Genomic DNA, 11,920 nt, shown 5'->3' with positions numbered 1-11,920 from the left:
TCTCGGACTCGGCGTGCGGGGAGATGACGAACCCCGCCACCGCGTGTTTCGGCGGGATCTTCCAGTCGGAGGGCAGCGGCATCGGGTGGACGGCGCAGCCAGCCGAACCACCCGCTCAAGCCCGGCGGGCGCGGCACGGCCCGGCCCGGGCACCGCCTCGCGTGGAACATGCGGGACGGGGAATCTCGGCGGGGCGGCGCACGGCGTACAACAGAAGAAGGCGTCAGAGAAGCGGCTGGACGGACCGGCGGCACCACGCGAAGCGCGAGAGAAACGCCTCGACCGACCGGTGGCGCGACGCGAAGCGCGAGAGAAACGCCTCGACTGACCAGCGGCACCACGCGAAGCGCGAGAGAAACGCCTCGAGCGACCGGTGGCGCGACGCGAAAGCGCCCGGGCGGCTGACGGCCGGCCCGGGCGCTTCGCGGGATCGCTCAGAGGCGGTTCTGGGCCTCGACGAGCACCGAGCGGAGGATCTGCTCGATCTCGGCGAACTGGGTCTCCGTTGCGGTCAGCGGCGGGGCGAGCTGGATGACCGGGTCGCCGCGGTCGTCGGCGCGGCAGTAGAGACCGGCTTCGAAGAGGGCCGCCGACAGGAAGCCGCGGAGCAGGCGCTCGGACTCCTCGGCGTTGAAGGTCTCCTTGGTGGCCTTGTCCTTGACCATCTCGATGCCGAAGAAGTAGCCGTCGCCGCGGACGTCGCCGACGATCGGCAGGTCGAGGAGCTTCTCCAGGTACGAGCGGAAGAGCGGGCTGTTGTCCCGGACGTGCTGGTTGAGGCCCTCACGCTCCATGATGTCGAGGTTGGCCAGCGCCACCGCGGAGCCGACCGGGTGGCCGCCGTAGGTGATGCCGTGGGCGAACCAGTTGGCGCCGGTGAGGAACGGCTCGGCCAGCCGCTCGGAGGCGATCATCGCACCCAGCGGCACGTAACCGGAGGTCAGGCCCTTGGCGACGGTGATGATGTCGGGCTGGTAGCCGTAGCGGTCGGCGCCGAAGTACTCGCCGAGGCGGCCGAAGGCGCAGATCACCTCGTCGGAGACGAGCAGCACGTCGTAGCGGTCGCAGATCTCGCGGACCCGCTGGAAGTAGCCGGGCGGCGGCGGGAAGCAGCCGCCGGCGTTCTGCACCGGCTCGAGGTAGACGGCGGCGACGGTGTCCGGGCCCTCGAACTCGATCATCTCGGCGATGCGGTCGGCGGCCCAGATCCCGAACTGTTCGGGCGTCAGGTTCTCGTCGTGGCGGCGGTAGAAGTTGGTGTTCGGCACGCGCATGGTGCTCGGGATCAGCGGCTCGAAGTCCTGCTTGAACGGCGGGATGCCGGTGATCGACAGGGCGCCCATCGAGCTGCCGTGGTAGGCGATGGCCCGGGAGATGACCTTGGTCTTCAGCGGCTTGCCGACGCGCTTGTAGTAGGAGCGGGCCAGTTTCCACGCGGACTCGACGGCCTCGGAGCCGCCGGTGGTGAAGAAGACCCGGTTCAGGTCGCCGGGGGCCATGCCGGCGAGACGGCCGGCCAGCTCGATGGCCTTGGGATGCGCATAGGACCAGATGGGGAAGTAGGCCAGCTCACCGGCCTGCTTGGCGGCCGCCTCGGCCAGCTCCTGCCGGCCGTGCCCGGTCTGCACGACGAAGAGCGCGGAGAGGCCGTCGAGGTAGCGCCGGCCGGTCGAGTCCCACACGTAGCAGCCGTCGCCGCGGGTGATCACCGGGACCGGGTTGTCCTGGTAGGCCGAAAGCCGGGTGAAGTGCATCCACAGGTGGTCACGGGCGGTCGCGGAGAGCGCGTCCACATCAGCAGGTCGATCGGTCACGGGTATCTCTCCCACTAGTTCCAGAGGTAGACATGATCCTTGCCTACGGAATCCGTAGCACACAAGTCTAGAAGCGACTATTTCCGCGCCATTTCTGGGTTGGAACAAGAATGGCCCGGCGCCCATCACGGACGCCGGGCCATCATTCACCGCTTATGCGACCTTCTTGCGGGGCCGCGACCGGATGTTCGACAGAACGGCGACCAGCACACCACCCGCGAAGATCATCGTGCCCATGACGTTGACCTGCGGTGGCAGGCCGACCCGGGTGGAGCCCCAGATCCACAGCGGGAACGTCTGGGTGGTGCCCGCCGTGAAGTTGGTGATCACGAAGTCGTCGATGGAGAGCGCGAACGCGAGCATCACGCCGGAGAAGATCGCCGGCAGGATGATCGGGAAGATCACCTTCCAGAAGGTGGTCCACCCGCTCGCCCCGAGGTCGGCCGCGGCCTCCTCCAGCGACCGGTCCAGGGTCACCACCCGGGACCGGACCACCACCGCGACGAACGACACCGAGAACATGACGTGCGCGATGGTGATGCTCACCGGGCCGAGCGGTGCGCCCAGCGAGACGAACATGCTCAGCAGCGACGAGCCCATCACCAGCTCGGGCGAGGCGATCGCGGCGAACATCAGCAGGTTCAGCGCGCCGGCGCCGCGGAACCGCCAGCGGCCCAGCGCGTACCCGATGCCGGTGCCCAGGGCGCCGGCGATCACGGCGGTCGCCACCGCGATGAGCAGCGACATCACCAGGGCGTCGGTGAGCGCCTCCAGGGCGAAGACGTCGGCGTACCACTTGAGCGTGAAGCCCTGCCAGGTCTGGTTGTACCGGCCCTGCGGATCGTTGAAGCCGAACAGGATCATCACCGCGATGGGCAGGATGAGCCAGCCGATCAGGAACCAGGTGTAGACGTACAGCAGCCGTTGGCCGCCGATGCGCGCTCTCATCGGGCCGCCACCTTCATGACGTCCTCCGTGCCCAGCGCGCGGGCGTAGGCGAAGACGCCGATCAGCAGCACCGCCATCAGGGTGAACGACAGCGCCGAGGCGGACGGGTAGTCGGAGTTGGACAGGAACTGCGACTGGATGACCTGGCCGATCATCGTGGTCCCGGAGCTGCCGAGCAGCTCCGAGTTCACGTAGTCGGAGGTCGCCGGGACGAACGTCATCAGCACGCCGGCGAACACACCGGGCAGCGCCAGCGGGAAGATGATCTTACGGAACGAGGTGAGCGGGGACGCGTACAGGTCCCGGGCCGCCTCGACCACCCGCGGGTCGATCCGTTCCAGGGCCACGTAGATCGGCAGCACCATGAACGGCAGGAAGCTGTACACCAGCCCGGAGATGACGGCGCCCGCCGTGCCGAGGACCTGGAAGCCGGCCGGGAGCAACCCGGCCTCCTTCAGCGGGTGCAGCAGCACGCCGTCGTCCGTGAGCAGCATCCGCCACGAGATGGTGCGCAGCACGAACGACACGAAGAACGGCAGCAGGATGAGGAACAGGTAGGTCGCCTTCTTCTTGCCCCCGTAGAAGGCGATCCAGTATGCGACCGGGAACGCCAGCACGATCAGGATGACCGACGTGATGGCGCCGTACACCAGCGAGCGGATCAACTGGGTCTGGTAGGCCGAGATCGAATCCACGTAGTTCTGCCAGTGGCCGGTGAAGACGAACCCGTTGACGATGTCGCCCTCCTGCAGCGACAGCGACAGCATGGTGGCCATCGGCACCGCGAAGAACAGCAGGAGCCACAGCCCGCCGGGGAGAACGAGCAGGTAGGGCGTGAGTGTACGTTTGACCCGGTCCATCCATCACCCCAGCACGATCGGTTGGAACACCCGCTCGAAGTCCTTCTTCTCCTCCGCGGTGTTGAAGTCGACGTAGTAGTGCAGCCGCTTGTACTCGGCCTCGCCCGGGAACACCAGCGGGCTCTCCGCGACCGACAGCAGGTAGGCCTTGTCCTCGCCGGTCTGCGCGGCGGCGTGCTTCTTCATCTGCGCCTGCGCGGCCGGCACCGGGCACACGTAGTTGATGTACTCGGCGAGCGTCGTGGCGTTCTCGAGCTCGTAGAGGAAGTCCATCAGCATGATGGCGTCGACCGGGTTCTCGGCGGTGACCGGGATGGTCATGTTGTCGGTCCAGATCGTGCCGCCGTCCTCCGGGATCACGAACTTGAAGTTCGTGCCGTCGGAGACGTTCTTCTGGAAGATGTCACCGGACCAGGCCATGGTCATCCAGACCTCGCCCTTGCCGAGCGCGTCGACGTACGCCTGGTCGTAGTAGTTGCGGACGATGCCCGCTTCCTTCTGCTCCTTGAGCTTCGCGGCGCCCTTCTGCCAGTCGGCCTCGGTCGACCTGGCCGGGTCGATGCCCGCCGCGAGCAGACCGAAGTTGCCCAGTTCCTGGAGGTCGCGGAACATGCCGACCTTGCCCTTGTACTTCGGGTTCCACAGGTCGGAGAGCTTGGTGATCGGTTCCTTGATCTTGCGGGGGTCGTACGCGATGCCGGTGATGCCGGACGCGTACGGAATGCTGAACACGTTGCCCGGGTCGTACGACGAGGTCGCGTACGACTTGGCGGCGTTGGCCGCGTAGTTGGGCAGCTTCGCGTGGTCCAGCGGGGCGAGGAAGCCGGAGTCGCGGAACTGGCCGAACTGGCTCGAGTTGGTGATGACCATGACGTCGTAGCCGATCGACTGCCCGGCGGACAACTGCGGCTGCACCTTGGCGAACCAGGGCGCCATCTCCTGGATGACCTCGTCGTAGGTCACCTGGATGCCGGTCTTCTGGGTGAACTTCTTGAGTTCCGGCTTCTTCGGGTCCATGTAGAGCGGCCAGCCGGCGAAGCTGACCTTGCCGTTCTGCGTCTTGTCGGCCCAGAACTTGGCGACCGCGTCGGGCGCGACACTGGCCTGCGGCTTGCCCTTGCCCTCCACACCGCACGCGGCGAGGAACGCGCCCATCGCCGACAACCCACCGAGACGAAGCGCGTCACGGCGGCCGAGCCGGGAACGCGTCATGCCTCGCAGGAGGGAGGGGTCCGGCTTGTTGGTCGGGAACATCAGACTCCGATCGGGTACGAGTGCTGCGGGGCCCAGGTGAGGAAGACGCGCTCACCGCGAGACGCGACGTCCTCTGCGTCGTGAGCGTTCTGATCGAACACCACGAAGTCGGTTCCAGCGGTCGTCGCCACTGTGTAATTGGTCGAGGTGCCGTGGTAGACGACCTCGCTGACCGTGCCGGAGAGCAGGCTACCGGTCACGGTGCCGGGCATCGTCCGGTGTAGATCGATTTTCTCGGGGCGCACCGACACCTCGATCTCATGCCCCACCTGGACCCCGGGCGGCACCGGCACCACGACCCGCTCGCCGGGGCCCTTGTCGAGGACCGCGTAACCCTGATCGGCCCAGCTCACCCGGCCGTCGACGATGTTGGAGGTGCCGATGAAGCCGGCCACGAAGCGGGTCCTCGGCCGCTCGTAGACGTCCCGCGGCGAGCCCAGCTGCTCGATCAGGCCGCTGTTCATGACCGCGATGCGGTCCGACATGGTCAGAGCCTCGCCCTGGTCGTGGGTGACGTAGACGAAGGTGATGCCGACCTCGCGCTGGATCCGCTTCAGCTCGATCTGCATCTGCTGGCGCAGCTTCAGGTCGAGGGCGCCGAGCGGCTCGTCGAGCAGCAGCGCCCGCGGGTGGTTGACCAGCGCGCGGGCCAGCGCGACCCGCTGCTGCTGGCCGCCCGACATCTCCTTGGGGTGGCGCTTCTCCATGCCGGTCAGCGAGACGATCTCGAGCATCTCGCCGACCCGCTTGGTGATCTCGGCCTTGGCGACCTTACGGCGCTCCAGGCCGAAGGCGACGTTCTGCCGCACGGTGAGGTGCGGGAACAGCGCGTACGACTGGAAGACCATGTTGACGTCACGCTTGTTCGGCGCCACCCCGGTGACGTCCCTGCCGTCGAGCAGGACCCGGCCGGCGGTCGGGGCCTCGAAGCCGGCGACCATCCGCATCGTTGTCGTCTTGCCACAGCCGGACGGGCCGAGCAGCGAGAAGAACTCCCCCTGCCCGATCGCCAGATCCAGGCTCCTGACGGCGGGGACCGCCTCGCCGTGCGACAGGTAGTCCTTGCGCACACCGACGAACTCGATCGCCGGATGGGCGGCCGACGTGGGGGGAGGATTTGTCATCTATCACCTCAGGCAGGGCGGTTGACGCGTGTGGATGGCACGGATCAGCCGTTGTAACTCATCACGTGCTTGATCCGGGTGTACTCCTCGAACCCGTACATCGAAAGGTCCTTGCCGTAACCGGAATGACCGTATCCGCCGTGGGGCATCTCGGAGACGAAGGGAAGGTGAGTGTTGATCCACACGGCGCCGAAGTTCAGCCGCCGCGAGACCCGCATGGCGCGTCCGTGATTCTGTGTCCACACGCTGGCGCTCAGCCCGTACCTGACGTCGTTGGCGCAGCGCACGGCCTCGGACTCGTCGGTGAACGTCTGCACCGTGATGACCGGGCCGAAGATCTCGTCCTGGATCATCTCGTCCCGCTGGCGCAGGCCGGTCACGACCGTCGGCTCGAAGAAGTAACCGTGATCACCGAGGCGGTGGCCGCCGGCGGCGACCTCGGCGTGCGCGGGCGCCCGGTTCAGGAAGCCGGTGACCCGCTCCAGCTGGGCGGCGTTGTTGACCGGGCCGAGGAACGCGCCGGTGTCGGACGGGGGACCGGCCTTCGTGCTCCTGGCGGCCCCGGCAAGGGCGGCGGTGAAGTCGGCGGCGATCCGCTCGTGCACCAGCACCCGGGTGGCGGCCGTGCAGTCCTGGCCCGCGTTGAAGAAGCCGGCGCCGGCGATCGCCCGTGCGGTGGCGGCGATGTCGACGTCGTCGAAGACCACGACCGGGGCTTTGCCGCCGAGCTCCAGGTGGACCCGCTTCAGGTCGGGGGCCGCCGCGGCGGCCACCTCCATGCCGGCCCGGGTCGATCCGGTGATCGACACGAACCGCGGCGCCGGGTGCGCGACCAGCGACCGGCCGGTGTCCCGGTCGCCGCAGACCACGTTGAACACGCCCGGCGGCAGGAACTCACCGGCGATCTCGGCCAGCAGCAGGGTGCTCACCGGGGTGGTGTCCGACGGCTTGAGAACCACCGAGTTGCCGGCCGCGATCGCGGGCGCGAACTTCCAGACAGCCATCACCATCGGATAGTTCCACGGAGTGATCTGCGCGCAGATCCCGATCGGCTCACGGCGCACGAACGAGGTGTGGTCCCGCAGGTACTCCCCCGCCGACCTGCCCTCCAGCACGCGTGCCGCGCCCGCGAAGAAGCGCAGCTCGTCCAGGATCGGGCCCATCTCCTCGGTCCGGGTCGCCTCGACCGGCTTGCCGGTGTCGCGGACCTCGGCCGCGATGATCTCCTCGGCCCGGGCCTCGACCGCGTCGGCGATCCGCAGCAGCGCCCGCTGGCGCTCGGCCGGGGTGCTCTCCGCCCAGATCTCGAAGCCCGACTCGGCGGCCGCCACGGCCTTCTCGACGTCCCGCGCCGAGGAGACCGGGGCCTGCGCGTAGGTCTGCCCCGTGCTGGGGTCGATCACCGGGGAGGTGACGCCGTCCTCGGTGCCGGTGTAGGACCCCGCGACGAAGTTGCGCAGCACGGGAACAGAGGTGCTCACAGGGATTAAGGCCTTCCGGTCAAGGGCGATCTCGCCCGGACTGGAGGGACCTTGTCACACCACCGAGCGAGCCTGCAAGGGAATCCGAAGTAATTTCCAAGGCTGAAACGGAATCAGAACGTTTGATCCCGTCCCAACGACGCATTCCGGTTTTTTAGGCGGTGTAGAAGGTGTCCGCGACGTCCAGCGCCCGGTCGATGATCTCGAGGCCCTCGCACAGCTCCCCGGCCGTGATCGTGCACGGCGGGACCACGTGCAGCCGGTTGAAGTGAACGAAGGGCCACAGACCCTGTTCCTTGCAGGCGGCGGCCACCGCGTTCATCGGCGCGGCGGCGGCGCCGGTGGCGTTGAAGGGCGTCAGCGGCTCCCGGGTGTCCCGGTCGCGGACCAGCTCGATCGCCCAGAACACGCCCAGCCCCCGCACCTCGCCGACGCTCGGGTGCCTCTCCCGCAGAAGCGCGAGCCGCGGCCCGATGATGTCGTCGCCGAGCGCGCGGGCGTGCTCGACGACCCCCTCCTCCTTGAAGATCTGCATGCTGGCCACCGCGGACGCGCAGGCCAGCGGGTGCCCGGAGTAGGTGAGGCCACCCGGGAACGGCCGCTCCCGGAACGTCTCGGCGATCTCGTCGGAGATCACCACACCGCCCAGCGGCAGGTATCCGGAGTTGACCCCCTTGGCGAAGGTGATCAGATCGGGGGCGACGCCCCAGCGGTCCACCGCGAACCACTCGCCGCACCGGCCGAAGCCCGCCATCACCTCGTCGGCGATGAAGACGATGCCGAACTCGTCGCAGATCTCGCGGACGCCGGCCAGGTAGCCGGGCGGCGGGACCAGGATGCCGTTGGTGCCCACCACGGTCTCGAGGAGGATCGCGGCGATCGTGGCCGGGCCCTCGAAGACGATGGTGTCCCGCAGATGCGCCAGCGCCCGGTGGCTCTCCTGCTCGGGGCTCTCCGAGTGGAACGGCGAACGATAGGGATAAGGGCCCCAGAAATGTACGACCCCGATCGCGACCGGCTCGTTCGGCCAGCGCCGCGGGTCGCCGGTCGCCGTGATGGCCGTGGCGGTGGAGCCGTGATAGCTGCGGTAGGTGGAGAGCACCTTGTGCCGGCCGGTGTGCAGCCGGGCCATCCGGATCGCGTTCTCGTTCGCCTCGGCGCCGCCGTTGGTGAAGAACACCTTGTTCAGGCCGGCCGGGGCGATCTCGGCGATCATTCGGGCCGCCTCACCGCGCTTGTCGTTGGCGAAGGCGGGCTGGATGGTGGCCAGCCGGCCGGCCTGCTCCTGGATCGCCGCGATCAGCCGCGGATGCTGGTGCCCGATGTTGATGTTGACCAGCTGGGAGGAGAAGTCCAGATACCTCTTCCCGCTGTAGTCCCAGAAGTGGCTGCCCAGCGCCCTCTCCACCGGCAGCGGGTCGATCAGGCCCTGTGCGGACCAGGAATGGAAGACGTGGGCACGGTCGTCCGCGCGCACCTGCGACTCGGAGCTCACCCGATCCTCCTCAACGGGTCTGCGGGAAGCCGAGATCGACCGACGACGTACCCGGGTCGGGCCAGCGGGAGGTGACGACCTTGCCACGGGTGAAGAAGTGGACGCCGTCCGGGCCGTACATGTGGGTGTCGCCGAACAGCGACGCCTTCCAGCCACCGAACGAGTAGTAGGCGACCGGCACCGGGATCGGCACGTTCACCCCCACCATTCCGGCGTCCACGTCGAACTGGAACTGCCGGGCCGCGCCGCCGTCCCGGGTGAAGATGGCGGTGCCGTTGCCGTACTCGTTCTCGTTGACCAGCTTGACGGCCTCGGCGTAGGTGTCCACGCGGACCACCGACAGCACCGGGCCGAAGATCTCGTCGGTGTAGACCGTCATCTCCGGGGTCACGTTGTCGAGCAGCGTGGCGCCGAGGAAGAAGCCCGGGCGCTGCGGGAGGTCGCGGCCGTCGGCGATCACCTTCGCGCCCTCGTCGGCGCCGGCGGCGATGTAACCGGCCACCTTGTCCCGGTGCTGGGCGCTGATCAGGGGGCCCATCTCGGACGTGGGGTCCGTACCGTCGCCGATTTTGATCTTGGAGAGTCGTGAGGCGATCGCCGCGACCAGCGGGTCGGCGATCTCACCGACCGCGACCACCACCGAGATCGCCATGCAGCGCTCGCCGGCCGCGCCGTAACCCGCGCTGATCGCCGCGTCGGCGGCCGCGTCGAGCTCGGCGTCCGGCAGGACGATCATGTGGTTCTTGGCGCCGCCGAGAGCCTGGACGCGTTTGCCGTGCGCCGTGCCGGTCTCGTAGATGTACTTGGCGATCGGGGTCGAGCCGACGAAACTGACGGCCGCGATGTCCGGGTGGGTCAGGAGGGCGTCGACCGCCTCCTTGTCACCGTGCACGACGTTGAACACGCCGTCCGGCAGACCCGCCTCCTGCCACAGCCTCGCCAGCCAGTTCGCCGCGGACGGATCCTTCTCGCTGGGCTTGAGCACGAACGCGTTGCCCGAGGCGATCGCCGTGGCACACATCCACAGCGGCACCATGGCCGGGAAGTTGAACGGGGTGATGCCGGCGACCACGCCGAGCGGCTGACGGATCGAATAGACGTCCACCCCGGTGGCGGCCTGCTCCGAGAAGCCGCCCTTCATCAGGTGCGGGACGCCGGTGGCGAACTCGACGTTCTCCAGGCCGCGGGCCACCTCGCCGGCTGCGTCGGCGGGCACCTTGCCGTGCTCGCGGGTGACGATCGCGGCCAGCTCGCCGGTGCGCGACGCCAGCAGCTCACGGAACTTGAACAGGACCGCCGAACGCTTGGACAGGCTCGCCTCCCGCCAGGCCCTGGCGGCCCTCTTGGCGCCGGCGACGACCGCGCCGACCTCGGCGGCGCTCGCCAGATCCACCTCGGCGATCTGCTCGCCGGTCGCGGGGTTGAAGACCGGGCCGACCCGGCCGGAGACGCCGGCTACCTCGGCGCCGTCGATCCAGTGCGCGATGTGATTCATGGGCCGACATTATGTGACGACCCTGGACCGAACAATGCCAGGATTGTACTGTCACATAATGTTTTACGCGGCCGTCATGGAGCGGCTCTCCGACCCCAGCGCCCGCGGACTCGCCGAGGCGGTCAGCCGCGCCGTCGGCGAAGGCGCCCTGACCGGCGGCGCCAAACTGCCGCCCGTCCGCTCCGTCGCCGCCGAACTGCACCTCTCCCCCAGCACCGTCAACGCGGCGTGGCAGCTCCTGCGCCGGGCCGGCACCATCCGCACGGACGGACGGCGCGGCACGGTCGTCGCCACCCCCGGAGCCGGCGGGCCCGGCCGCTACCGGGCCGCACTGCGCCAGACCACCGGATTCGGGCTGGACCTGTCGACCGGCGTGCCCGACCCACGGCTGCTGCCCCGCGTCCCCGCACTGCACGGACTGTCCCCGGCGCCGACCAGCTACCTCGACGAGCCGGTCCTTCCCGAACTGGGCGCGCTGCTACGGGAGCGGTGGCCGTACCCCGCGGAACGCCTGGCCGTCTTCGACGGCGCGATGGACGCCGTCGACCACGTCGCCTCCACGCTGCTCCGGCTCGGCGACCTCGCGCTCGTCGAGAACCCGTGCTTCCCCCCGCTGCTCGACCTGCTGGAAACCCTCGGCGTGGCGGTCGTGGGCGTCGGCACCGACGCCTCCGGCATGCTGCCGGACCAGCTCGCCGCCGCCCTCACCCGCCGGCCCACCGCCGTCTTCCTGCAACCCCGCGCCCTCAACCCCACCGGCGCGTCGTGGTCACCGTCGCGGGCCGCCGCACTCGCCGAGACACTCCTTCCCCACCCCGAGGTGTACGTCGTGGAGGACGACTCCGCCGGCGATCTGGCCTCCGGGCCGCTGCTGTCGCTCGGCACCCGGCTGCCCCGCCAGACCGTGCACGTGCGCAGCTTCTCCAAGTCACACGGGCCCGACCTGCGGCTCGCGGCGGTCAGCGGGCCGGCCACCGTGCTCGACCCGATCCTGGAACGGCGGCTGCTCGGGCAGGGGTGGACCAGCCGGCTCCTCCAGCGCCTGCTGCTCACCCTGCTCACCGACCCGGCGTCGATCGCCGCCGTGCGGGCCGCCCGGGACGAGTACGCCCGCCGGCGCCGCCTGATCACCTCCGGGCTCGCGGCGGCGGGCATCGCCCTGCCGCCCGGGGAGGGACTCAACATCTGGCTGCCGGTCGCCGACGAGCAGGCGGCCCTGCTCAGCCTGGCGAGCGCCGGGATCGGGGCGGCCGCGGGCACCGCCTTCGCGGTCGGGCCGGGCATGGCGCCACACCTTCGGGTGACGGTCGGGCTGGTCACCGAGAACCACACCGCGGTGGCGGAACGCCTGGCCACGGCCGCTCGAGCCGCCGCCGGGCCGATTCCTCGCTGACCCGCGACAGGTTGCCCCATGACAGGTTGGCATGAGACGGTTGACGGCATGAGCGC

At 69.2% G+C, this 11,920-nt stretch carries 9 protein-coding genes; 1 reads left to right on the top strand and 8 read right to left on the bottom strand.

Annotated features, from left to right (window positions below; all coding sequences use genetic code 11):
- Nucleotides 1-434: 434 nt before the first annotated feature.
- The 8 genes from AB0I88_RS35335 to AB0I88_RS35300 all read right to left on the bottom strand — a co-directional run bounded on the left by AB0I88_RS35335 (nucleotide 435) and on the right by AB0I88_RS35300 (nucleotide 10,471).
- Nucleotides 435-1,814, bottom strand: coding sequence for an aspartate aminotransferase family protein (locus tag AB0I88_RS35335; protein WP_361035022.1), 1,380 nt, complete (start codon nucleotides 1,812-1,814; stop codon nucleotides 435-437).
- A gap of 153 nt (nucleotides 1,815-1,967) precedes the next feature.
- A complete protein-coding gene (locus AB0I88_RS35330) occupies nucleotides 1,968-2,762 on the bottom strand; it encodes an ABC transporter permease (RefSeq protein WP_361035019.1) in 795 nt (264 codons plus the stop codon).
- Nucleotides 2,759-3,622: an ABC transporter permease gene (locus tag AB0I88_RS35325; RefSeq protein WP_361035016.1), complete on the bottom strand. Its 864-nt coding sequence runs from the start codon at nucleotides 3,620-3,622 to the stop codon at nucleotides 2,759-2,761. The genes AB0I88_RS35330 and AB0I88_RS35325 overlap by 4 nt, the downstream gene beginning before the upstream one ends.
- Nucleotides 3,623-3,625: 3 nt before the next feature.
- Nucleotides 3,626-4,834 (bottom strand): spermidine/putrescine ABC transporter substrate-binding protein, encoded by a 1,209-nt coding sequence (locus AB0I88_RS35320; RefSeq protein ID WP_361035012.1) that lies wholly within the window; start codon nucleotides 4,832-4,834, stop codon nucleotides 3,626-3,628.
- A 41-nt stretch (nucleotides 4,835-4,875) separates the two neighbouring features.
- A complete protein-coding gene (locus AB0I88_RS35315) occupies nucleotides 4,876-6,000 on the bottom strand; it encodes an ABC transporter ATP-binding protein (protein WP_361035009.1) in 1,125 nt (374 codons plus the stop codon).
- 44 nt (nucleotides 6,001-6,044) lie between these two features.
- Nucleotides 6,045-7,481 (bottom strand): gamma-aminobutyraldehyde dehydrogenase, encoded by a 1,437-nt coding sequence (locus AB0I88_RS35310; protein WP_361035006.1) that lies wholly within the window; start codon nucleotides 7,479-7,481, stop codon nucleotides 6,045-6,047.
- 154 nt (nucleotides 7,482-7,635) lie between these two features.
- On the bottom strand, nucleotides 7,636-8,976 hold the full coding sequence (locus AB0I88_RS35305; protein WP_361035003.1) for an aspartate aminotransferase family protein: 1,341 nt from the start codon (nucleotides 8,974-8,976) through the stop codon (nucleotides 7,636-7,638).
- A 10-nt stretch (nucleotides 8,977-8,986) separates the two neighbouring features.
- Nucleotides 8,987-10,471, bottom strand: a complete 1,485-nt coding sequence (locus AB0I88_RS35300) for a CoA-acylating methylmalonate-semialdehyde dehydrogenase (protein WP_361035000.1) — start codon at nucleotides 10,469-10,471, stop codon at nucleotides 8,987-8,989.
- A gap of 58 nt (nucleotides 10,472-10,529) precedes the next feature.
- Between AB0I88_RS35300 and AB0I88_RS35295 the strand changes: the two genes are divergently transcribed.
- The gene (locus AB0I88_RS35295) at nucleotides 10,530-11,864 is read left to right on the top strand and encodes an aminotransferase class I/II-fold pyridoxal phosphate-dependent enzyme (RefSeq protein WP_361034997.1); all 1,335 of its coding nucleotides are present in this window, start codon (nucleotides 10,530-10,532) and stop codon (nucleotides 11,862-11,864) included.
- The last annotated feature ends 56 nt before the right edge of the window (nucleotides 11,865-11,920 follow it).

Source organism: Actinoplanes sp. NPDC049802 (assembly GCF_040656595.1).
Classification (GTDB): domain Bacteria; phylum Actinomycetota; class Actinomycetes; order Mycobacteriales; family Micromonosporaceae; genus Actinoplanes.
This window is presented reverse-complemented; position numbering and strand designations above follow the sequence as displayed.

Bases quoted from the DNA above. Each gene is read 5' to 3' on its own strand.
- AB0I88_RS35330 (WP_361035019.1), bottom strand. From the start codon at position 2,762: ATGAGAGCGCGCATCGGCGGCCAACGGCTGCTGTACGTCTACACCTGG.
- AB0I88_RS35325 (WP_361035016.1), bottom strand. From the start codon at position 3,622: ATGGACCGGGTCAAACGTACACTCACGCCCTACCTGCTCGTTCTCCCC.
- AB0I88_RS35300 (WP_361035000.1), bottom strand. From the start codon at position 10,471: ATGAATCACATCGCGCACTGGATCGACGGCGCCGAGGTAGCCGGCGTC.
- AB0I88_RS35320 (WP_361035012.1), bottom strand. From the start codon at position 4,834: ATGACGCGTTCCCGGCTCGGCCGCCGTGACGCGCTTCGTCTCGGTGGG.
- AB0I88_RS35295 (WP_361034997.1), top strand. From the start codon at position 10,530: ATGTTTTACGCGGCCGTCATGGAGCGGCTCTCCGACCCCAGCGCCCGC.
- AB0I88_RS35315 (WP_361035009.1), bottom strand. From the start codon at position 6,000: ATGACAAATCCTCCCCCCACGTCGGCCGCCCATCCGGCGATCGAGTTC.